The following is a 23,048-nucleotide window of genomic DNA, read 5'->3' on the forward strand; positions in this document are numbered from 1 at the left end:
TCCAACAAAGCAGTGCAATCACCAACCCAAGGAGTGAGACATGAGAAAGATGTATCTGGCATTGGCCGCCGCACTTTTGACCGCAGCGACGGCCCACGCGAATGCGGCGAGCGGAGAGATCGCCGTGATCGTCAAGACGGCCAACTCGAATTATTGGCAGAACGTGCAAAAGGGTGCAACGGAGGGCATGAAAGGGCTGAACGGCTACACGATGACGTTTCAGGGACCGGCGACCGAGTCAGCCGTGGCGGACGAAGTCAATATGGTCGAGAACGCGGTGAACCGGCATGTCGCGGCGATCGTGCTCGCGCCGTCCGATCCCGACGCGCTGATCCCGGCAATGAAGAAGGCCTGGGAGGCAAAAATTCCGGTCGTCCTGATCGATTCGCTCGTTTCCGATTCCGGCAAGCAGTATTACCAGTCGTTTCTCTCGACCGATAACGCCAAGGCCGGTGAGTTGTGCGCGAAAGCGATGATCGACCGTGTCGGACAGACGGGGAAAGTCGCTGTGATGTCGTACGTCGCCGGCGCCGGTTCCGAGATTGGCCGCGTGGGTGGGTTCCGGAAGTATCTCGCGCAGCACTCGAAGCTGCAGGTAGTCGGACCGTTCTACTCGCAGTCGCAGATGGCAACCGCGCTCAATCAGACGACCGACGTGCTGTCGGCCAATCCGGATCTGAAGGGCATCTTCGGTGCAAATGAACCGACTGCTGTGGGGATGGGGCGCGCGTTGGCGCAGTCCGGGAAAGCCGGCAAGGTCGTCGCGATCGGCTTTGACGGCAACCAGGACCTCCAGGGCTTCATCAAGGACGGAACCATCCAGGCCATCGCTGTCCAGGGCTCGTATCAGATGGGCTACAAGGGTGTCAAAACGGCGGTGGATGTCATCGAACACAAGCCGGTTACGAAGCAACTGGATACCGGCGTCGTGATGGTCGAGAAGGACAACATCGATCAGCCCGCCGCGAAGAATGTCTTGTATTGAAGCGCGATGCGGACGACGCCAGACGGCGTCGTCCGCCCTTGAGCCCAGCGCTACTCAAGACGCGCGGTGAAGCGTTGAACATCCAGCAATGAATCCCTGGGAACGGAATTCCTGATGAAAGCAAGTGATCTGCGTGAGGTGTCGCGTGCCGGGGTGCAACTGAGCGCACTGGGTATGGGCTGTTCGCAACTTGGCGGCTTGTATCGCACGATGCCCACGGAACAGGCGCGCGCGCTGATGGACGAAGCATGGTCGCTCGGTCTGCGCTATTTCGACACTGCGCCGTTCTACGGCTACACGCTTTCGGAACGCCGCGTGGGCAACGCGTTGTCAGCGCGGCCACGCGACGAGTTCGTGCTGAGTACGAAAGTCGGCAGACTTCTTCGGCCGGATCCGACCGTTCAATGCGGCGACGACGGCTGGGCTGAGCCGCTTCCTTTCCGGCCGCACTACGACTACAGCTTCGACGGCGTCATGCGGTCTTTCGAAGACAGCCAGCAGCGTCTCGGTATTGCGCAGATCGATCTGCTGTATGTGCATGACATCGGTCGAATGACACATGGGGATGCAAACGTCGAATTCTGGAAACAGCTGACAGAAGGGGGCGGTTTCCGCGCGCTCGACACGCTGCGCAACGCGGGGGCGGTCAAAGCCATCGGCCTCGGCGTGAACGAGTGGCAGGTCGCGCATGAAGCCATGCAGGAATTACAGCTCGACGTGACGTTACTGGCGGGCCGCTATACCCTCCTCGAGCAGGATTGTCTCGCGCCGTTTCTCGACAATTGCGTACGGTATGGGCATTCGATCGTGGTCGGCGGTGTGTTCAATTCTGGCGTGCTGGCAGGTAACGGCAAGTTCAATTACGGGGACGCCCCCGCCGGTGTCGTGTCGCGCGTCAACCGGCTGGCTGAGGTTTGCCGTGAATTCGAGGTTCCGCTACCTGCTGCGGCACTGCAGTTTCCGCTTGCGCATCCTGCGGTTGTGTCGTGCGTGGTGGGCGCGCGCAGTGTCGAACAACTCCAGCAGAACGTCGCGTGGTTTGAGCAGGCGCTGCCAGCCGGATTGTGGCAGGAGCTGAAGTCGGACGGTCTGATCGCGGACACCGCACCTGTGCCCGAGGTGGTCGAGTGAGCCTGTGTATCGACGCACATCACCATTAATAGGGAGAACGTAGTGCAACGAATGGGAATGGTCATCGGTATCGATCCGCAGCACATCGACGAATACAAACGCTTGCATGCGCAGGTGTGGCCGACGGTGCTCGATCGCCTGAAACGCTCGAATGTCACCCGCTACTCGATTTTCCTGCGGGAGCCCGAGAACCTGTTGTTTGGTTACTGGGAATACGTCGGAACTGACTATGAAAGCGATATGGCCGAGATTGCGAGCGACCCGGAAACACAACGTTGGTGGAGCCTGTGCAGCCCGTGCCAGAAACCGTTGGTGAGTCGTGCGCCGTCGGAACACTGGGCACAGATGGAAGAGGTCTTTTACCTCGAATAGCGTTGTCTCGACACGGCCCTCGTTTGACCTCGCCATGAAGAAACAAATTAACCGGGCTCGCATCGAAACCGCACTATGGCTTCGCGGGTTCTGTAGCTGAAAAAGGAAACCTCATGCTCACTATTATTTGTGAAACTCCCGGCGTACTACGCGCTGAGACGCGCTCACGGCCACCGCGCGATCGCGGCGAAGTGTTGCTACGCGTGCGACGCGTCGGCGTATGCGGCACCGACCTGCACATCTTTACCGGCAATCAGCCATTTCTCGCCTACCCCCGCGTGATGGGACACGAACTGTCGGGCACGGTCGAAGAAGCCGACACGGATTCCGGCCTGGACGCCGGCGACCCGGTCTACGTGATGCCCTACCTGTCATGCGGTCAGTGCATTGCCTGCAGGAACGGAAAAACGAACTGCTGCGTGAACATTCAGGTATTGGGCGTGCATCGTGATGGCGCATTGACGGAGTATCTAAGTTTGCCGCGTCAGTTCGTTCACAAGGCTGAAGGAATCACGCTCGATCAGGCGGCAATGATCGAGTTTCTCGCCATTGGCGCGCACGCGGTTCGTCGCGCGGACGTTCAGGCGGGACAGCGCGTGCTGGTGGTCGGTGCAGGTCCGATCGGTATGGCCGCAATGATCTTTTCACGTCTGCGCGGGGCCACGGTGACGGCGCTCGATACACGGCTCGATCGTCTCAACTTCTGCGCTGAGAAAATTGAAGTGGCGGCTACTGTGCAAATCGGTGATACCGACGTCGACGAGCTGGCGAAACTCACCGACGGCGAATTCTTCGATGTGGTCTTCGATGCGACGGGTAATCCGGCTGCCATGGAGCGCGGCTTTGAGTTTATTGCGCACGGCGCGAAATATGTGTTGATTTCCGTGGTGAGAGACAAGATCACTTTCTCCGATCCGGAGTTCCACAAGCGCGAAGCCACCTTGATCGGAAGCCGCAATGCGACTGCGGAAGATTTCGAAACTGTGCTCAGGGCCATGCGTGCCGGTCAGGTGCCCGATGCGGCACTCAACACACACCGGATGAAGCTTGCCGATGTTCCTGCCGAATTTTCGAAACTGCTCGAACCGTCCGCAGGTGTAGTGAAAGCCATCATCGAATGCTGACTCTGACGCATATCGGATATTTGCCATGAGCCAGCCAATTCTCCAGTTCGGCACTAGCCGCTTTCTTCAGGCGCATGTCGACCTGTTTGTTTCGGAAGCCATGACGCGGGGTGCCGCGCTCGGTGGCATTACAGTCGTGCAGACCACCAGCAGCCAGTCCAGTCAGAAGCGTATTGCAGCGCTGGCAGAGGGCGGGCGATATCCGGTACGGGTTCGAGGTATGCGTCACGGCGTGCTGGTGGACGAGATGCTGAGCGGCAACGCGGTGCGCGCAGCATGGCACGCCGAGTCTCATTGGGCACAAGTGCGAGACGCCGTGGCAGAGCACGTCGAAGTGTTTGTTTCCAATACGGGAGACAGGGGGTTCCGGCTTGATGACCGAGATACCGCGACGCTCGTGAATCATCCGGAGCGCGTGCCACAGAGCTTTCCGGCCAAGCTGCTGGTGTTGCTTCATGCCCGTTGGGAACGAAACCCTGATGCGCCGCTCTCCCTTTTTCCATGCGAACTCGTGGTCAATAACGGCGATACGTTGCGCGAACTTGTCGTGACTCTCGCGGTAAAGTGGCGGCTGCCGGAGCCGTTCACTACCTACCTTCGAACGCATTGCATATGGGCCAATTCGCTCGTCGACCGCATCGTTTCGCAGGCGATCGAACCGGTGGGCGCCGTTGCCGAACCGTATGCGCTCTGGGCGATTGAGCAGCAGCCGGGGCTGGTTCTACCCTGCACTCATGAAAACATCGTTTTGACTGACGATCTGCAGCACTTCGAGCGCCTGAAGTTGTTCCTGCTCAATCTCGGTCACAGCTATCTGGCGGAGCGGTGGCTAGAGGACCGCAGACCGGTTGACGAGACCGTATGTCAGGCAATGAACGACCCGATACTACGCGCCAGCCTGGAAACTGTCTGGGCGGAAGATGTGCTCCCGACATTTGCGGTCCTCGGTCAGCGCGAGCAGGCTCTCGCCTATCTCGTCGAGTTACGCGAGCGCCTACTCAATCCGTTTCTTGAGCACCGGATAGCGGACATCGCGCAGAATCACACAGAAAAATTGCAGCGGCGTTTTCTGCCGCTCGTGCAACTTGCCGACAAACTCGGCGTGAAGCCTGGACCGCTGCGAATACGAGCGATGCTGGAGCGCGTCGCATGTCGTTTGCCTTGACGTTCTTCACGTCCTGATAGACGTACGACGCGATTATCGACCGGTCCCGCGTTACATTTCCGGCGTCGGCCCTCGTAACGCGGCGTCCGACGGACTGGATGTTGTCGACTGCACGAAAGAGCTGAAGTCGTTCGACGAGTCGGCGGCGCTCGTCGGCAATCTCGATCTGGTCGTTACCGTATGCACGTCGGTTGCTCATCTGTCGGGCACGCTCGGTGTGACGACACGGCTGCTGCTCGACGTCGACCCGCATTGGGTGTGGATGCTCGGGCGCGACGACAGTCCGTAACACCACGGCGCGCTTTTCAAAACCGATTCCCAGCGCAAATTCGGGAATAATCGGACGCCCAATAAAAAGCAAACGTTTGACTGACCATATTTAACAATTAAAACGCTTAACTTTGCTCTGGAATAGCCGATATATAGATAGGAATTATTTGGGTCCACGCATTAAGTTCCGCTGTACAATACGCGCCGCTCATCCTGAGCGCAAGGGTATCTCATGAGTTACACGCTCGTACCGCAGCGGCGGGGCCCTCGGTTGCCTTGGCTGAAAAATAAGGCTTGCGCGCGGCTCTCCTGAAGAGGTCTCTAAAGGGCGAGTGTATCAACGGTGCCGCCTCACGATTTGGGAATTATTATGGCGGACGCGATGATGTAACGGAAATAATGGTTATCCTTATTCCTAAGTAAAAATTACAGCAAATTGCCCGACCGGTACGCGGTGCAGTCTGCAACAAACAATATGGCCAGTTCGACGGGGATGGCGTATGAGCAGTGCATCAGACATTTCGAATCTCTTCCAGATGTTGGGCGTGAGCCCGTCGCATTATCAAGAAATAGAAAGAATAGAGCAGGGGCAAGGTTCGCGTGGGCGTTGGTCCATGCAGACCACCTCGTCGCCAGGGGACACGACCCGGGACGACCCGGCTCGCGAGGCTGAAGCCGTTCTTCCCACCGATGTGACTGAAGTGGCCCCCGCCGCGCCGCCGCAGCTGATTGCGCCAGCCGTCCCCGCTGCCGTGTCCGGATCTCTTCCGGTATTGCAAGCCGCCCCCGAACAGCCGGTCCTTCAGTTCAATCCCGAACCTGTCGCCGCTCCTCAACAGCCGGACTCTCTGAGCGCCGTGTTTGCGCGCCTGCGGGAACGGAGTGAGCCTCAAGAAGGTGTTCCGCAACGCCAGACGTCATGAACTTCGTCACAGTCTTTTCCGTCAATGACGGCCTGATCAAAACCACGGTGGCCGCGAACCAGCGCGTCGTGCCGAACCGGCGCACGCGCTAGAAGACCTTTCCATGGCACAGATCAAACGCAGGCTGAGCAAGACGGAGCAGCGGCGGCAAACGCGCAACACGGACCAGAGTGACGATGCCAGAAGTTGGGACGACAAACTTCTGGAAGCGGGGACACCGCTATGGGCGTCGAACTGGCTGCGGCTGGCAGTGACGCTATTGGCCGCGCTGTTGTTCACTTCTGCCATGACGGTCAATCTGGCCGTGTCGAAGCAATGGACATTTGGCATCCTTTGCATGGTCGTCGCGGTTCTGCTGAACCGCATTCGCGGCAGGATCATCACGGTGTCCCTGGTGGCATTGTCGGTGTTTATGTCCTTGCGCTACCTGTACTGGCGCCTGACGCAGACGCTGTCCTTTACCACCTCGCTCGACATGACCTTTGGCTGCCTTCTGCTGCTGGCCGAAGGGTACGCGGTGCTCATGCTGTTGTGCAGCTACTTTCAGACGCTCTGGCCTCTGCATCGCCGGCCTGCGCGCTTGCCGGCCGATAGCTCGGCATGGCCGACGGTGGATGTGTACATTCCCACGTTCAATGAGCCGCTGCAGGTCGTGCGGCAGTCGGTGCTGGCCGCCACGCTGCTCGACTGGCCGGCCGACAAGCTGCGCGTGTATGTGCTGGACGACGGCCGTCGTGACGAATTCCGGCAATTCTGCGAACAGGCTGGCGTGGATTATCTGACCCGGCCGGACAACGCGCATGCCAAAGCAGGCAATCTCAACGCGGCACTCTCCAGGACGAGCGGCGAGTACATCGCAGTGTTCGACTGCGATCACGTCACCACGCGCTCGTTCCTGCAGGTCTGCATGGGTTGGTTCCTGAAAGATCCGAAGATGGCCATGGTGCAGACGCCGCACGTCTTCTACTCGCCCGATCCGTTCGAGCGCAACCTCGAAACCTTCCGCAAGGTGCCCAACGAGGGTGACCTGTTTTACGGCGTGCTGCAAAACGGCAACGACTTGTGGAATGCCGCTTTTTTCTGCGGTTCCTGCGCGGTGCTGCGGCGTTCGGCGCTGGAGGATGTAGGCGGCGTGGCGACGGAAAGTGTCACGGAAGATGCGCTCACCGCGCTCAAGATGAGCACGAGGGGCTACAACACGGCCTATCTCGCCATCCCTCAGGCAGCGGGTCTCGCCACCGAGAGTCTGGGGCGTCACGTCGGTCAGCGCATACGCTGGGCACGAGGCATGGCGGAAATATTCCGTCGCTTCAACCCGCTGTTGATCGCAGGGCTAACACTGCCTCAGCGTCTGTGTTACCTGAGCGCGATGATGCACTTTTTCTTCGGCTTGCCGCGCATCGTGTTTCTGATCACACCGATGGCGTATCTGTTCTTTGGCGCGCACGTCTTTCATGCTTCCGCGCTGATGGTGCTGGCCTATGTCGTGCCGCACCTCGTCATTTCGAGCCTCGGCGCCTCGCGCATTCAAGGGCGTTTCCGACATTCGTTCTGGAGCGAAGTCTACGAAACGGTACTGGCCTGGTACGTGATTCTGCCCGCGTTGCAAGCCGTACTCTTTCCAGGCAGCAAAGGCTTCAACGTGACGTCCAAGGGCGGGGTGATCCGTCAGTCCTTCCTGGACTGGGCGATGGCCCGGCCCTACATCGTTCTGCTGCTCATCAATCTGACCGGATTCATGGTGGGTGTCGCAGGTCTGATCCGCAGTCCGGGCTGGCCCGAAGCGACGAGCATTCTGTTCAACCTGGTATGGGTAACCTACAACATCATGAACCTCAGCGCGGCCGCGGGGGTAGCGAGCGAATCGAGACAGTTGCGTCTCGCTCCGCGGGTCCAGATCGAACTGCCGGCCGCCGTGATCCACGCCGACGGAACTCGCATCGACTGTCAGACCAGCGACTATTCGCACGGTGGTCTGGGGCTGGTGCTGCCTGAGGGCGCACCGTTGCCGGAGCACGGCGATCGCATCACGGTGGCGGTGTTGCGCGACGACTACGAGGACGTTTTCCCGGCCGAAGTGCAGGTGTGCCGCGGACGCACCATCGGCGTGAGTTTTCCGACCCTGACGATCGCTCAGGAGCGCGCCTGGATAGGGGCGACGTTTTCGCGCGCCGACAGCTGGATCGCCTCATGGGGCCGCTATCGTCCCGACAGGCCGCTGCGAAGCCTGTTCGAGGTGCTCGGCGTCGGCATGCGCGGGTTCGGGGAGTTGTTCCGGCATCTGTTCCTGGGTGGGCGTGAGCGCCTTGGCCGTTCGTCCGCAGATCCGGCAAGCGACTTGGGAACAAAGCAATCGTGAGTGTCGGCTACCTGTCGCTTTTGCGCTCCTTGACGAGCGCGCGCCGGTTGGGCGCGGTGTTGTGTTCGGTCCTGTTGCTCGGAGCGGGCGACGTGCTGGCCGCGACGATGCCCGCGTCGGCTGTCCCGGTCGATGCCGTGCGGCAAAGCCCGCACCCGGAACTCAGCGCGGCGCCGCCGGCCGACGCGTATACCTACCGGATCCCGCTGCTGCGGCAAAACGCGGAGCAGGGATTGACCTTGCTCGGCGAGGATGCCTATGCAGGCATGGACTTCGGTTTGCGCCGCGACGAGCGGGTGGTCAGCGCGCGGCTCGTGCTGGACTACAGTTACTCGTCCACATTGCTGCCTACGCTCTCGCATCTCAAGGTGTTGCTCAACAGCGTCGTGGGGGCGACCGTAGCGTTGCCCGAACCGGCGCCGCGGACGCCGGCGCATATCAGTGTGGATCTGCCGGTGTCGCTGCTGTCCGGGTTCAACCAGCTCACCCTCGAGTTGATCGCGCATAGCAAGGCGAGCGATCAGGGCAACAATCCGCTGAGTTCCGACCTGTGGCTGAAGCCCGGGCCGGACAGTGCGCTGGAACTGACCGTGGTTCCGGCGACCCTGTCCAGTGACCTGTCGCAACTGCCCGCGCCGTTCCTCGACGTGCGCGATGTGCGCAGGGTGGACCTGCCCGTCGTGCTGCCGCAAGCGCCTCGCGCGCAGCGCCTCGAATCGGCCGGTATCGTGACCTCGTGGCTGGGTGCGCAGGCGGGCTATCGCGGTGCGCACTTCTCCGCGAGCCTGGGTGCGATACCCGCGCATGGACATGCGGTGGTGCTCGCGCTGCCGGGCGAGGTGCCGGGCTTGACCCTGCCTGCGGTGGAAGGGCCGATGCTGGCCATCATGCCCAACCCCAATGACGCTAACGGCAAGCTGCTGCTGGTCATGGGCCGCAACGACGCGCAGATCCGCGAGGCCGCGACCGCGCTGGTGCTTGGCGCGAAGACGCTGTCGGGCTCTCGGGTCAAGATCGACGCCCCGGTTTCCGTTGTGCCGCGCAAGCCTTATGACGCACCCAACTGGCTGCCGGGCGACCGCCCGGTGCAGTTGGGCGAGATGCTAGCGGCGGACCGCTTGACGGTGCAGGGCTTTCGCCCTGGGGCGATCAATGTGGACCTGCGTCTGCCGCCGGGTCTGTTCGGTTTTGACAACAGCGGCGCGGTGCTGAACCTGCATTACCGTTATACGGCCCGTCCGGAGTCAACGCGCTCGGAGCTCGGTGTGCTGGCCGGCAACACGCCCCTGCAGACCTTGCCGCTGACAGGCGACGCGTCGGACGGTGATGCGGTGATACGCGTTCCGACCTATCTGCTGCCGCCGTTGACGACGCTGCAATTCGACTATCGCTACGAGTCCGTGGCGCCGCAAGACCACGTCGAGGACGTGCCCGGCGGCCCGCTCCTGAGCGCCATCGATCCGACTTCGACGATCGACATTTCCCACCTGCCGCGTTACGCAGCCATGCCGGATCTGCGCGTCTTCGCAGACGCAGGCTTTCCGTTCACGCGGATGGCCGATCTGTCCGAGACGGCGGTGATCCTGCCCGCACAGCCGGTCGCTGGCGACTATTCCGCTTACCTGACGCTGATGGGCAGCATGGGTCAAACCACGGGTTATCCGGTGCTCGGCGTGACGGTGGGCGATCCAGCGCAGGTTGACGCGCTGCGTCGCAAGGACCTGCTCGTGCTGGCGTCGGGCGATAACCAGCCCTTGCTCAAAGCATGGCGTGATGATCTGCCGCGCGGCTTCTTCGCTCCGGTTGCTTCATCGGACCGCTGGATCGCCGCGTGGTGGGAAAAGCTGACGGGTGGGCATGCGCAGGCTGAACGCGAGGCCGCCATCGCCGCACTGTATAGCAGCGACGACCATGACGGCATGTTGGCGGGACTCGAGTCGCCGCTGGCTCGCGGCCGCAGCGCGGTGGTCGTATCGGGCAATACGCCGGACGGTCTCGACGCTGTCGTGGACGTGCTGCAAGCCAACCGCTACCTCATCAGCAAGCGTCCGGACGACAAGATCAGCGGCAGCCTCGTGGTCGTGCATGACGGCACGCTCACCACGCTGAGCAACGATCAAAGCTATTTCATCGGGTCCTTGCCGCCTGGGCTCGCGCTCGAATGGTTCTTCGCGAGCCACATCCTGCTGCTGCTCGTGGCGACGCTCGCCAGCGTCGTGCTCATAGGTTTGCTCGGCGGCGTGTTTCTGCACCGGCGTGCCCTGAATCGATTAGACCTGGATATTCCCCAGACATCGCAACGTGAAGAAGGACGAAGAGGTTCTCATGTTTAGAAGACGGCCTGACATCTCCCGGGCACGCCTTGCGCGTTGCATGACTGCGCAACCAGTATGGCCGGCACTGTTGCTCGGTTGTATGTTTGTCACATCGACGGTAACCCAGGCCGCGCAACCAGCGGCGGCTGCCGCCGCTGCGCGGCAGGACGCGTCGGCTTCGGCCGGCGGCGCGGCCAACCCGTCCGCGCGGCCGGCAACGGCAGATAGCAACGCGGCGCCGCTGCAGTCCGCGCCGGACGCCGGAGCCGCTACCGCGGCTTCTTCGACGGTGACCTATTCGCTGCAGCAACTCGGCGCGCAATACGCGCTCAACCTGCGCGGCGTCGACGGCAGCAATACGCTGCCGGTCGGCGTGCGCGACGATCGGGTCGTCACAGGTGCGCGACTGAACCTGCGCTATGCCTATTCGCCGGCGCTGCTGCCCGATCTGTCGCACATCAATGTGCTGGTCAACGATCAGGTGGCGGCATCGATCGACGTGCCCAAAAACACGTCCGGCACCAACCTGCAGCGCACTATCACACTGCCGCCGTATCTGTTCACCGCGAACAGCAAGCTGCGTCTGCAACTGATCGGCCACTACACCAACCAGTGCGAAGACCCGCTGCATTCGAGCCTGTGGGCCAACATCAGCAACGACAGTACGCTGAGCATCGACACCCAGCCGCTGGCGCAGGCCGGCGATCTGGCTCGCCTGCCGCGACCCTTCTTCGACGAGCACGATATTCGCCGGTTGGACCTGCCGTTCGTGTTCGCCGGCAATCCTGATACGGCCGCGCTGGAAGCGGCCGGCGCCGTGTCGTCGTGGTTCGGCGCATTGGCGAAATATCGCGGCGCGCAATTCCCGGTATCGATCTCTACCGTGCCTGCCAGGGGCAACGCCGTCGTCATCGTCGACAGCGCGGCGCAAGCGAGCCTGGCGGACTCGCCGCTGCAAGGTCCGACTCTCGCCGTCGTGACCAACCCCAACGATCCCAACGGCAAGCTGTTGCTGGTGATGGGCCGTGACGGCAAGGAACTCAAGCAGGCCGCCGACGCGCTGGTCACGGGCAGCCGGACGCTGTCGGGTTCGAGCGCGCTCATCACGCGGTTCGCCGACCTCGCGCCGCGCAAGCCGTACGATGCGCCGCGCTGGCTGCGCACCGACCGTCCGATGTCGTTGGGCGAACTCGTCGACGCCAAACAATTGCAGGTGTCGGGCTACAGCCCCGATCTGATCCGCATCAATATGCGCGTGCCGCCCGACCTGTTCGGCTGGCACGCGCCCAACGTGCCGATCGACCTGCATTACCGCTATACGCCGCAGCCTTATATGGTCAATTCGTCGCTGCTGTTCAGCGTCAGTGACCAGTTCATGAAGTCGATTCCGCTGCTCTCGCTCGAACGGCTCGAGGGCGGCAGCAAGCTGCGGGGTGAAGTTTTGCCCGACAGCAGCCTGCCGCGCCAGGCGAAACTGGAAGTGCCGCTGGAGGCGCTGTTGCAGCCGAATACCCAGTTGCAGTTCCGCTACATGTACGACTACATCAAGCAGGGCGAGTGTCGGGACATCATCATCGACAACGTGCGCGGCGCGGTCGATCCCGAATCGACGATCGATCTGTCGCAGTATCCGCACTACATCGCCATGCCGAACCTGGCCTCGTTCGCCCAGGCGGGCTTCCCGTTCACGCGCATGGCCGACCTGTCCGGAACGGACGTCGTATTGGGCCCCAACGCGGGCACACCGGAATACAGCACGTATCTGGCGGTGATGGGCCGCATGGGCGATTCGACCGGCTATCCGGCGCGCGGCGTCACCGTGCTGCGCGGTCAGCGCATCGACGCGATGCCGTCCGACAAGGATCTGCTCGTGATCGCCTCGGGTGCGGATCAAGCCTGGCTCAAGGACTGGGCGCGGACCATGCCCGCGGCGTATGACCACAGCGCGCAGTTCGCCGTATCGGATCTGCCGGGTCGCGTGCTGGGCTGGTTCCATGCCAACCCGCGGCTCGACGCCGAACCCCGCCGCCTGTCGCTGGCCTGGTCGGGGCCGGGCGTGAGCGCCGTGCTCGCAGGCTTCGAATCGCCCAAGCAACCGGGCCGCAGCGTGGTCATGCTGGCCAGCAATCAGCCCGACGGCCTGACGGATGCGGTCTCCGCGTTGCTGGATGCGCCGAACTCGGGCAAGCAGCCCATCCAGGGAAGCCTCGTGTCCATCCGCGGCACGGAAGTCGATTCGCTCGTGAGCGAGCATACCTACTACGTCGGGCATCTCGGCATCTGGCGCGGCCTCGACTGGTGGCTGGCTTCATTCGGCCTGTCGCTCGCGTGGGTGCTGAAGGCGCTGGGCATCATCGCGCTCGTGCTGATCGCGGTTGGTCTGTTTTCGTTCTTGCGGCGCCGCCAGGCCCGGCGCGACGCTGAAGCCCGTGAGCGGCTGCGGGCATCGCGGCAGCAACAATCATAATCAAGGAAAGTCATGGTAGTCAGACGCAGCCGCAACCGGGCCTGGATTCTCGGACTGATGGTCGCATCGGTCGGCCACCCGGGCTGGGCGCAGGATGCTACGTCCAACATGCTGCTGGAACAGGGCCGCTACTGGCAAACGCATGACAAGCCCGATCTGGCCGCGCAGTCCTGGTCGAAACTGCTGCTGAGCGACCCGAAGCAGCCCGAGGCGCTGTATGGGATGGGCACGATCGCCGTCGGCAAGCAGCAGTTCGCGGCGGCGAACGGGTATCTGGCCAGACTTCGTGCGGCCGCGCCGGACAGCCGCTTCGTGCCGCTGCTCGAGCAGAGCTTGCGCCTCGCGGTCGAACCGGGTAAGTCCACCTTCGCCAAGGCGCGCCAGATGGCGCAAGACGCCGTCAACCAGAAGGATCAGGCCGCGTTGTTGGCGGCCATCGCCGAATATAACAAGGCCTTGGGCGGTAAAGCGCCGCAGGGCAGTGTGGCGCGAGAGTATTACAGCTATCTGGGCTATACCGATGGCGGTGTGGATCAGGCCATCCAGGGCCTCGAGCGCCTGAATGCCGAGACGCCGAACGATCCGAACACCATGTTGCCGCTGGCCCAGCATATGGTGCGCGACGAACAGGATCGCGCGGCGGGTGTCGCCCTTTTGGAAAAGCTTGCCGCTCGTCCGGACATCGGCGGCGAAGCGACGGAAGTCTGGCGCTCCGTGCTGACTTGGGTCACGCCCACGCCGAAAAACAGATCGTGGTTTGAGGACTATCTGAAGCTGCATCCGGACGACGACGAAATACGCCATCAGATGCTGGCGCCGCATCCGCTCGCAGCGGCCGGTCCGGTCGTGGATGCACGACTGACACGCGGTTTCGCCGCGTTCAAGTCAGGTGACGTCACCACGGCCGAGCAGTCCTTTTCCGCTGTGCTGCGTGACAAACCCGACAGCACGGATGCGCTGGGGGGACTGGGCCTCGTGCGCATGCAGCAAGGCGACCTGGCGCAGGCGCAGACGCTGCTGTCGCGGGCGGTGTCGCGTCCGGGCGCGGGCGCGAACTGGGCCAAGGCCCTCAATTCCGCGCGCTACTGGCTGCTGGTGAACCAGGCCGAGGGCGCGCAAAACGTGGGCGACTTCGCCGCCGCGCGACGCGAACTCGATCAGGCGCTGCGTCTGGATCCAGCCGAGCCGGGCGGGCGCAATGCGTCGGCCCGGTTGGATGCGGCGCAGGGCGATCTGCCGCGTGCTGAAAAGGGCTACCGCGACGTGCTGGCGACAAGCCCCGATAACCGCGAGGCGGCGAGCGGCCTCATCGATACCCTGGCGCAGACGGGACGCGCCGATGAGGCCCAGAAGTTGATCGACGGCATGTCGCCCGAACAGAAGGCCGGCATCGGCGGGCTCGATCGGTTGCGCGCCGCCGTCGCCGCCGCTCGGGCCGATGCCGCCGCGCAGCGTGGCGATCTGAGCGCGGCCCGGCACATTCTGGAAGACGCCCAGCGCAGCGCGCCCGACAACCCGTGGATTCGCCTGGAACTGGCGCGCTACGATCTCGAACAGGGTCATGCCGACGAAGCGAAGCAACTCGTCGACGGCCTGCTCGTCACGAACCCGGACAATCCCGAAGCGCTCTATGCGAGCGCGCTGCTGGCCATGCAGATGGGCGACTGGACGCGCGCGCAGGACACGATGACGCGCATCTCCACCGCCTCGCGCACGCCGAACATGGTTGCGACGGCGCAGCAGATCGATTTTCAGATGGTCGTGGCGCAAGCCTCGCAAACGGCGCTCGAAGGCAATCTGGAGGATGCGCGCAGTATGCTGGCGCGGCTCGAACCCGCGGCGGGTCAAGACCCGGCCAAGGTGGGCGCGTTGGCGCAGGCGTATATCGACGCGGGCAACACGCCGCGCGCCATGAGCCTGATGCACGGGCTGATGCCTAACGGTCTGAAGGGCAGCGGCCCGGATGTGCAACTGGCTTATCTGGGCCTGTTGCTCAAGACCGGCCAGTATGTCCAGGCCGGGCTCGCGATGCGCGAGTTGCACGGCCAGACGCTGACCGCGGACCAGCGCCGGCAACTGGACGAACTGAACTACCTCTACACGGTGCGACTGGCTGACCAGCAACGTCAGCAAGGTGACCTCGCGCAGGCCTACGACACGCTGGCGCCGATCCTCGCGAAGCGGCCCAACGACAGCCTCGCCACGGCCGCGCTCGCACGCATGTACGCCGCCGATGACAAGTATGACCAGGCACTGTCGCTTTACCAGAAGGCGCTCGTCAACGACCCCAACAATCCGGGTTTGCAACTGGGCGTCGCGATGGCGGCAGTGCAGGCCGGCAAGAACAGCGTTGCCGATGCGGCATTGAAAGAGGCCGTTGCGAAGGCGCCCAACGATCCCGACGTGCTGGCCGGCGCCGCGCGCATTTACGTCATGCAGGGCAAGACCCGCGAAGCGCAGTCGCTGCTGGAATCCGCCATTGCCGCCAAGGAAAAGCGGCTCGGCGTGCAGGCGCAAGACGTCCACGTGGCGGGCAATCCCTTTGTCCACCACGACGACGCTCACCGTCGTCAGGTCCGCCACAGTCGCCAGCCCGCCGCCGAAACGTTCGCCCCGCAACCCGCGGCGCCGGACAGCGTGCTGGCGAACCAGAAGCCTGGTTTCGGGCCCGCTGCTGCTCCGGCTGCTACCGCGGCGAGCGCGACTGCCTCGACCGTGACATCCACGGCTGTGCGCGAGCGCTCGTCCTCTGCTCCATCCGCTCTGCCAACCGTGGCGGGCACGCCGGTCGGCGGCCTGGCGCCGCAAGACACGGTCGCGGTGAGCGAGCCTCAGGACGGTTCGCCGTCGCTCGAGGAAATGCGTAACGAACTCAGCGACCTCCGTGCGCAGCGTTCACCGGAAGTCAGGGGTGGGCTGTTCGTCTCGTCGAACAACGCAGCACCCGGTACGGGTCAGTTGACGAGCGTGCAGCAAGCTCTGGAAGGGGTGCTGCCGGTCGACAACGGCAAGCTTTCCATTCGCGTGACGCCGGTTGAACTCGAGGGCGGCACGTTGGGTACCGACGTCTTCAGCGCCAGTCAGTTCGGCGGCGGCCCGGCCGCCACCCGGGCGCAGCAGGCCGGCAAGGTCGCCGCACCGGGCAAACAGACCGCCTACGGCGTCGGTCTGGGTCTCGGCTACGAGACTGGGAACTGGATGGCCGACATCGGCACCACGCCTTTGGGTTTCAAGTACACCAATGTCGTTGGCGGCGTGATGTTCAGGAACTCCATCGATGCCGGGCAGGGCAGTTGGTTCAACGTGGGCGTATCGCGCCGCGCCGTGACGGACAGCATCACGTCTTTTGCTGGCTCGACCGATTCGCGATCCGGCTTGAGCTGGGGTGGCGTGACTGCCAGCGGCGTGCATGGTGCGATCGGCCTCGACAATCAGGACTACGGCGTCTACGGCTACGGTTCCGCGAAATACCTGGACGGTCATAACGTCCAGTCCAACGTCGGTGCCGAGGTCGGCGCCGGGACGTACTGGTACCTGCTGCGCACGGAGAACAGCATGCTGAGCGCGGGCGTGAACCTGAGCGGCATGATCTACGACCACAACGAAAACAACTTCACCTACGGCAACGGCGGCTACTTCAGCCCGCAGCGATTCTATGCGTTCAACCTGCCGCTCACGTGGGCGCAGCGTTCGGAGCGCTGGACCTACAAGCTGCAAGCGGCCGTCGGTGTGCAGTACTACCACCAGGCCGGCTCGGCGTATTTCCCGACCGACAGCGGGTTGCAGGCCGCAGCAGTCTCAGCGGCTTCGACCATTGGCCTCGCCGACGGCGCGATCCATCCCGACCAGTCCTCGACCGGCTTCGGCTACAACCTGCTGGCCACGGCCGAATACCGCTTCACCAATCATCTGACTGGCGGAGCCTCGGTGGGCGCCAACAACGCGTCCAGCTACCGGCAGTGGGCGGCGGGCCTGTATCTGCGCTATACCCTTGCGCCACAGACGAAGGCACTGGATATGCCGGTCATCCCTTACCAGTCGCATTACAGCGATCAGTAGCCCGCCATACTGATCGATCGGACATTGATTATTTTTCAGGAGTCGAAGAGTCATGCTTGCTTCCGTACTTGCTGGTCTCAGCATTCTCATAGTCGGCGATAGCCATCTGAGCGAACCCGGTTATCTCATCGATACGTTGCAGGATCAGTTGATCGCCGCTGGCGCGCAGGTGCATACCTACAGCGTCTGCGGCAGTATTCCCGGCGATTGGGTGAAGTCCGTGCCCGGCACATGCGGTGGCGCCGAGCGTAACGGCAAGGCGCCCCTGGTCATCGACCACAACGCGAAGACCCAACCCGTCGATCAATTGATCGCCGCGAACAAGGCCAAGCTCGTCATCATCGTCCAGGGCGACACGATCGGCGGATACAGCAAGGACGATTTCCCGAAGGCCTGGGCCTGGCAGCAGGTCACGGCGCTGACGCAAGACCTGGCCGCCAACAAGACGGCTTGCGTCTGGGTAGGGCCGGTCTGGGGCACGGAGGGCGGCAAGTATCAGAAGAGCTTCGCCCGTGTGAAGCAGCTGTCGTCTTTCCTCGCCGCCAATGTCGCGCCGTGTCAGTACATCGACTCGCTCACGTTTTCCAGGCCGGGCGAATGGGCGACGGTCGATGGTCAGCATTTGACGACGACCGGCTACAAGTACTGGGGCACGGACATCATGAAGGCACTGGTCAAGCTGCCTGTCGTTCCGCAGAAATGACACGCCGGGCTTCGAGCTGCGCCTGCCCAGGTTTCCCATTTGAGAAAAGAATGAAAAATTTCCTCTCCTCCCTGTTGTTGTCCGGCTTCGCTCTGTCCGGTCTCGGTTTGTCCGTGCAGCCGGCCATGGCCGCAGAAATTCCGCTATACCCGACCGGTCCCGCGGAGGACTCGTCGTTCGTGCGTTTTGTCGATGGCGGTTCGGGTCCGGTCGACGTGAGCGCGGTGGGGTCGAAAGCGCGTCTGACGCTCGACGCCGCGAACCCGGCCACTCACTTCCTTCCGATCGCCGCCGGCAAACCGGTGGCCGGCACACTGAGAGCCGGTAGCGCGCACCAGGACGTATCGGCGACGGTGCAGCCTGGCGAGTTCGTCAGCATCGTTGCGCTCGATGGCGCGGATAAAGCGGGTGGCCTGCATACGGTGACGGTCCGCGAAAAACCCGACGACTTCAATGCGCTCAAAGCTTCGGTGGCTTTCTACAACCTCGACGCTGGCTGCGCGACACCCACGCTGAAAGTGCCGGGTCGCGACATCGTGCTGCTCGACGGCGTGGCTGTGGGACAAGCCAGGCGGCGCCAGGTCAACCCGGTCGCCCTCTCGGTGCAGCTGGTCTGCGGCGGCCAGCCTGTGGGGCAGCCGCTCAGCCTGGGTACGCTCGCGGCGGGGCAGCGTTATACGGTGTTGCTCGTGCCGGGCGGGGCGCATTCGCGCATCTTCATGGCGAACGACGCGGTGAGCCACTGATCGCATTTGCGCCTCCTCCTTGAAAGCGACGCCGCTCATCGCCGATTTCCGGCTGTTCCCCGTTTGTCATCTGGTTACGACGGGCAGAGCGGGGTTCGGTGTGTTTCGCGATGGCGCGTCGGTCCAGATATCTTTTTCGATTGAGAACGATGCATGGTTTTCGCGTCCCTCGAATTCCTGACGCTGTTTCTGCCGGCCTTTCTGGCGATCTACGTCGCGTTGCCCGCGCGTTGGCGCAATGGCGTGCTGCTGTTTTGCAGCTGGCTTTTCTACGGCTGGTGGAGCCCGGTCTTTCTGCTGCTGTTCATCGCGCTGACCTTCTGGGGCTGGTTCGGCGGCATGGTCATAGACAGGGCGCCGAGCCAGCGTGCACGCGGTGGCTGGCTGGCCGTGTTCATCGTCGTCAACGTCCTGATATTGGGCTGGTACAAGTACGCCAACATCGTGGTCGATAGTCTCGACAGTGTGCTGGGGGCAGGCCATGCAGGGTCCATCCCCTGGCGACACGTCGTGCTGCCCATCGGGCTTTCGTTCATCGTGCTGCAATCCATCTCCTATCTGATCGACGTGCAGCGCGGCACGGTGGCGGCCGATCGCAGCATGATCCGTTACGGCGCTTATCAGGGGATGTTCGTGCATCTGATCGCGGGGCCGATCATTCGCTATGCGTGGGTGAGGCGCGAGCTGGTGTCGCGCGAGGTCGACTGGGACGGTTTTGCAGCCGGCGCAAGGCGGCTCATGGTCGGCATGAGCATGAAGGTGCTGGTGGCCGACACACTCTCGCCGATGGTCGACGCGATCTTCTCGTTGCACGCGCCCACGCTGGCCGACGCCTGGCTGGGCTGCGGTTTCTACACGCTGCAGTTGTTCTTCGATTTCGCGGGCTACAGCGCCATGGCCATCGGCTTGGGGCAGATGCTGGGCTTTCGCTTTCCCGAGAACTTCGACCATCCGTACCTTGCCAGCAGCATTCAGGATTTCTGGCGCCGTTGGCACCTGTCGTTGTCGAGCTGGATACGCGATTACCTGTACATCCCGCTAGGCGGCAACCGCCACGGTGAGTGGCAAGCCTGCCGCAATCTGTTGCTGACCATGGCGATCGCCGGCCTGTGGCACGGCGGCGATAGCTGGAACTTCCTGCTGTGGGGCCTCGCTCATGGCATCGCCCTGATGGTCGCGCGCCTCTGGCGCCGGTTCGATATGCCGACCATGCCGTCCTGGTTATCGCACGTGCTGACGCTGGTTTTCGTCATGCTCGCGTGGACACTGTTTCGCGCGGCGGGTTTCCCTGCCGCGCTCGCCATGTATCGCGGCCAGTTCGGTTTGAATGGCATCGGCTTGAGCGACGCGACGCTCGTGCTGCTGCGGCCCGTGCACGCTCTGGCTGCCGGGTTGGGCATCGTGTGCGTGCTGCTGCCGCTCTGGCAACAGCGTTGGGATAGCCTTCCCGACACGGCGCTACGGCAGATATGGCAGGCGGGGTGGCCGCTAGCGGGTTTTCTGTTGTCGTTCGGTCTGATCGTCGCGCGCGGCGCGGTGCCTTTCCTCTACTTCCAGTTCTGACGCCATGGAAGATCCCAAGCCGCTACCTCAATTACCCGCCTCGCGCGCCAGCAAGATCGCTGCCGTCATCCTGATGGTCTTCCTGTTCGCGGGCCTGCTTTCCAATCTCAGGTTCGCGTCGACGACCGAATCGGTGTTGCCTCATGCCGTGACCCGGGCCGGCATTCTGGACGGTGCGGTATCGAAAGAACTCGCCAGTCGCATGGCCGATACGCCGATCGCCGCCGACGCGGCGCGCGCGCAGCGTGCGCTGGGCTGGCTGACGCTGCACGATCTGGGGCCGCGCGTGCGGCAGGGCTGCCCGGGCTGGTTGTTCCTGCGCGACGAACTCAGCGTATATGCCGATAGCGACAGTCATCTCGCCACGCGCGCGGACACGGTGGCCGCCGTGCAGCGCGAGCTGGCGAGGCACGGTATCGCGTTGCTGGTCGTCGTGGTGCCCGACAAGTCGCGTATCGAGCCGCAACATCTGTGCAGTCTGTATCGTCCGGTTTCGTTGGGTGCGCGTCTCGCTGACTGGACCTCGCGTCTGACCGCTGACGGCGTGCAGGTGCTGGATCTCAGTGCGGCGCTGCGTGGCGCGCCGGGCGGCGCTTTTTTTCGGACTGACACGCACTGGACCGAGGACGGCGCGGGTGCCGCGGCGCAGGCCGTGGCGCAGCGCATCCGTGCGATGGGGGTCCCGCTGGGTTCGAGTAAGCCCGACTATCGCGTCACGGACACGCCTCCCGGCCGGCGGCCCGGCGATCTTGTGCGTCTGGCCGGCCTGGATGATTTGCCGCCGTCCTGGCAGCCGAGGCCTGAGATTGTGGCCAGCCGTGACTACATTCCTCAGGCTCAGGCGGCCGCGTCAGCCGACGATCTGTTCGGCGATGCCGATCTGCCTGGCATCGCCGTGATCGGCACTTCTTATTCGACGACGTCCGATTTCGTGCCTCAGCTCGCTTTGGCACTCGGAACAGGCGTGGGTAATTTCGCACGCGAGGGCGGCAAGTTCGGCGGCTCGGCGCGCGCCTATTTCGCAAGTCCGGCTTATGCTCAGACACCGCCCAGGCTCGTCGTTTGGGAATTGGACGAACGGGATCTGCAGTCGCCGCTCGAAGCGGAAGATACGGTCGTCGTGCCGAAATCCAGCGCCATAGACTCACGGACTCCGCATGTCGAAGCCAGCACACTTTAACTGCCATAGCTTGATGGCGATGATGCTAGGGGCGGGCGCGCTGCTCTACGCCGATCTGCCCATGGCTGCGCCGCTGCCGGTGATCATTACGGTGGATGCCGCGGCCAACCGGCATCCAATCAGTCCGCTCATCTATGGCTTGAACTTCGGGACGGCGGAAATCCTGCGGGATCTGCGCGTGCCGATCAACCGCTCGGGCGGCAACACCGCTTCGGCTTACAACTGGCGGCTCGACGCTCACAACACGGGCCAGGACTGGTTTTTCGAAAGCCTGCCGACCGATCCAAAAGACATCTACCAATATAACGACCGTTTCGCGGCGCTTACCCGTGACGGACACGCTTTACCGATGCTGACCATCCCGATGATCGGCAGGGTAGCGCGACTCGATAAGGACGGTAAGCCGCTCGTCAGTTTTTCGGTCAACAGGTACGGCAAGCAGCAGAGTGTCGACGCTCACGGTTTGTCTGACGCGGGCAACGGCATCGCACCCGACGGCACGCCTATCAGGAACGACCCGGACGATGCTTCGTTGCTGGACGATCCGCAGAGCCAGCAGGAGCGCGTCAGGCAACTCATGCGTGGATCCGGTAGTGCCGGCTCGGACGGTGTGCATTACTACCTGATGGACAATGAGCCGAGTCTGTGGCAACTCAACCATCGCGACATGCATCCCATCGGCGCCCATGCCAGCGAGGTAGCGAACAAGGTGATCGCCTATTCGCACGCCGTGAAGGCGGCAGACCCGGGCGCGCGGGTCGTGGCGCCGGAAGAGTGGGGTTGGACCGGGTATCGCTTTAGCGGCTTCGATCAGCAGTACTTCGCCGCGCACGGTCAGGGCAATCCGCCGGACAGGGAAAACGAAACGCGAGGCATGGACTACGTCCCATGGCTGCTCACGCAATGGAAGCAGGCCGGCCGCCCTGTCGACGTTTTCAGCCTGCACTTTTACCCGCAGGGCGGAGAATTCAAGGAAAACCAGAATGCGGCCACGGCTGAAACGCCTGCCATTGAACTCGCCCGTAACCGCTCCACGCGCGACCTGTGGGATACGAGCTACAAGGATCCGACCTGGATCAATAGCGTGGTGGCCCTGATTCCGTTGATGCGGCGGTGGGTCGACAGCTATTACTACGCCGGTACGCCGATCGCGCTGACGGAATACAGTTGGGGCGGCGATACGACCATGAACGGCGCCACGGCCCAGGCCGACGTGCTGGGCATCTTTGGCCGGGAAGGGTTGGACATTGCCACGCGCTGGGGCACATTGAATCGGGACATGCCGGTCTACAAGGCGATCAAGCTCTATCGCAACTACGATGGCCAGGGCTCGGGCTTTGGCACCACCAGCATCGCCGACACGCAGCCCGACCCGGATCGGGTCTCGTCTTTTGCCGCCGTGCGTGATCACGACCGCGTCATGACCATCGTGGTGATCAACAAGCAGCTTGATCAACCGGCTGACGCCACCATTGCGATCAACAACTTTGATGTGACTCAAGGCAAAGCCCAGACCTGGCAACTCATGGACAATGCCTTATCCCGTCTGCACGACACCGACTATGCGAGCGGCCAATTGCACCTTACTCTGCCGCCGAAAACCGTAACCTTGCTGGTTTTGCACGGCGCGGGCCGGCAATGACTCCATTACTCGCATGCTGGTGCGGGCCAATTCTGCGGGTTCGG

At 62.9% G+C, this 23,048-nt stretch carries 15 protein-coding genes and 1 pseudogene; all 16 read left to right on the forward strand.

Annotated elements, in window-relative coordinates:
* The first annotated feature begins 40 nt into the window (after nucleotides 1-40).
* The 16 genes and pseudogenes from OKW35_RS26195 to OKW35_RS26270 all read left to right on the forward strand — a co-directional run bounded on the left by OKW35_RS26195 (nucleotide 41) and on the right by OKW35_RS26270 (nucleotide 23,004).
* Nucleotides 41-985 (forward strand): ABC transporter substrate-binding protein, encoded by a 945-nt coding sequence (locus tag OKW35_RS26195; protein ID WP_184066235.1) that lies wholly within the window; start codon nucleotides 41-43, stop codon nucleotides 983-985.
* A 114-nt stretch (nucleotides 986-1,099) separates the two neighbouring features.
* Nucleotides 1,100-2,116, forward strand: coding sequence for an aldo/keto reductase (locus OKW35_RS26200; RefSeq protein WP_184066232.1), 1,017 nt, complete (start codon nucleotides 1,100-1,102; stop codon nucleotides 2,114-2,116).
* Between the two features lie 57 nt (nucleotides 2,117-2,173).
* The gene (locus tag OKW35_RS26205; RefSeq protein ID WP_090806617.1) at nucleotides 2,174-2,488 is read left to right on the forward strand and encodes an L-rhamnose mutarotase; all 315 of its coding nucleotides are present in this window, start codon (nucleotides 2,174-2,176) and stop codon (nucleotides 2,486-2,488) included.
* 113 nt (nucleotides 2,489-2,601) lie between these two features.
* Nucleotides 2,602-3,612, forward strand: coding sequence for a zinc-binding alcohol dehydrogenase family protein (locus tag OKW35_RS26210; RefSeq protein ID WP_184066226.1), 1,011 nt, complete (start codon nucleotides 2,602-2,604; stop codon nucleotides 3,610-3,612).
* Between the two features lie 25 nt (nucleotides 3,613-3,637).
* A complete protein-coding gene (locus OKW35_RS26215) occupies nucleotides 3,638-4,777 on the forward strand; it encodes a mannitol dehydrogenase family protein (RefSeq protein WP_429553570.1) in 1,140 nt (379 codons plus the stop codon).
* 91 nt (nucleotides 4,778-4,868) lie between these two features.
* Nucleotides 4,869-5,063: pseudogene (locus tag OKW35_RS26220) on the forward strand (tetratricopeptide repeat protein); the annotation flags it as partial.
* Between the two features lie 484 nt (nucleotides 5,064-5,547).
* Nucleotides 5,548-5,970: a BcsR/BcsP family cellulose biosynthesis protein gene (bcsR, locus tag OKW35_RS26225; RefSeq protein ID WP_429553571.1), complete on the forward strand. Its 423-nt coding sequence runs from the start codon at nucleotides 5,548-5,550 to the stop codon at nucleotides 5,968-5,970.
* Between the two features lie 103 nt (nucleotides 5,971-6,073).
* The gene (bcsA, locus tag OKW35_RS26230) at nucleotides 6,074-8,329 is read left to right on the forward strand and encodes a UDP-forming cellulose synthase catalytic subunit (protein WP_429492354.1); all 2,256 of its coding nucleotides are present in this window, start codon (nucleotides 6,074-6,076) and stop codon (nucleotides 8,327-8,329) included.
* On the forward strand, nucleotides 8,326-10,662 hold the full coding sequence (gene bcsB, locus OKW35_RS26235; RefSeq protein ID WP_429553572.1) for a cellulose biosynthesis cyclic di-GMP-binding regulatory protein BcsB: 2,337 nt from the start codon (nucleotides 8,326-8,328) through the stop codon (nucleotides 10,660-10,662). Before bcsA ends, bcsB (OKW35_RS26235) begins: the two co-directional genes overlap by 4 nt.
* Before the next feature lie 40 nt (nucleotides 10,663-10,702).
* On the forward strand, nucleotides 10,703-13,111 hold the full coding sequence (gene bcsB / locus OKW35_RS26240) for a cellulose biosynthesis cyclic di-GMP-binding regulatory protein BcsB (RefSeq protein ID WP_429553573.1): 2,409 nt from the start codon (nucleotides 10,703-10,705) through the stop codon (nucleotides 13,109-13,111).
* A 12-nt stretch (nucleotides 13,112-13,123) separates the two neighbouring features.
* Nucleotides 13,124-17,170 (forward strand): cellulose synthase subunit BcsC-related outer membrane protein, encoded by a 4,047-nt coding sequence (locus OKW35_RS26245; RefSeq protein ID WP_429553574.1) that lies wholly within the window; start codon nucleotides 13,124-13,126, stop codon nucleotides 17,168-17,170.
* Between the two features lie 52 nt (nucleotides 17,171-17,222).
* Nucleotides 17,223-17,873 carry an SGNH/GDSL hydrolase family protein gene (locus OKW35_RS26250; protein ID WP_184066211.1) on the forward strand — a complete coding sequence of 217 codons (651 nt, stop codon included), beginning with the start codon at nucleotides 17,223-17,225 and terminating at the stop codon, nucleotides 17,871-17,873.
* Nucleotides 17,874-17,923: 50 nt separating this feature from the next.
* Nucleotides 17,924-18,619 carry an alginate O-acetyltransferase AlgF gene (locus OKW35_RS26255; protein WP_184066208.1) on the forward strand — a complete coding sequence of 232 codons (696 nt, stop codon included), beginning with the start codon at nucleotides 17,924-17,926 and terminating at the stop codon, nucleotides 18,617-18,619.
* A gap of 153 nt (nucleotides 18,620-18,772) precedes the next feature.
* Nucleotides 18,773-20,182 carry an MBOAT family O-acyltransferase gene (locus OKW35_RS26260; protein ID WP_429553575.1) on the forward strand — a complete coding sequence of 470 codons (1,410 nt, stop codon included), beginning with the start codon at nucleotides 18,773-18,775 and terminating at the stop codon, nucleotides 20,180-20,182.
* Nucleotides 20,183-20,186: 4 nt separating this feature from the next.
* On the forward strand, nucleotides 20,187-21,362 hold the full coding sequence (locus OKW35_RS26265) for an alginate O-acetyltransferase AlgX-related protein (RefSeq protein ID WP_429553576.1): 1,176 nt from the start codon (nucleotides 20,187-20,189) through the stop codon (nucleotides 21,360-21,362).
* Nucleotides 21,340-23,004 carry a glycoside hydrolase family 44 protein gene (locus tag OKW35_RS26270; protein WP_429353373.1) on the forward strand — a complete coding sequence of 555 codons (1,665 nt, stop codon included), beginning with the start codon at nucleotides 21,340-21,342 and terminating at the stop codon, nucleotides 23,002-23,004. Before OKW35_RS26265 ends, OKW35_RS26270 begins: the two co-directional genes overlap by 23 nt.
* Nucleotides 23,005-23,048 lie beyond the last annotated feature (44 nt).

The organism is Paraburkholderia sp. MM5477-R1 (assembly GCF_050436385.1).
Lineage (GTDB): Bacteria > Pseudomonadota > Gammaproteobacteria > Burkholderiales > Burkholderiaceae > Paraburkholderia > Paraburkholderia tuberum.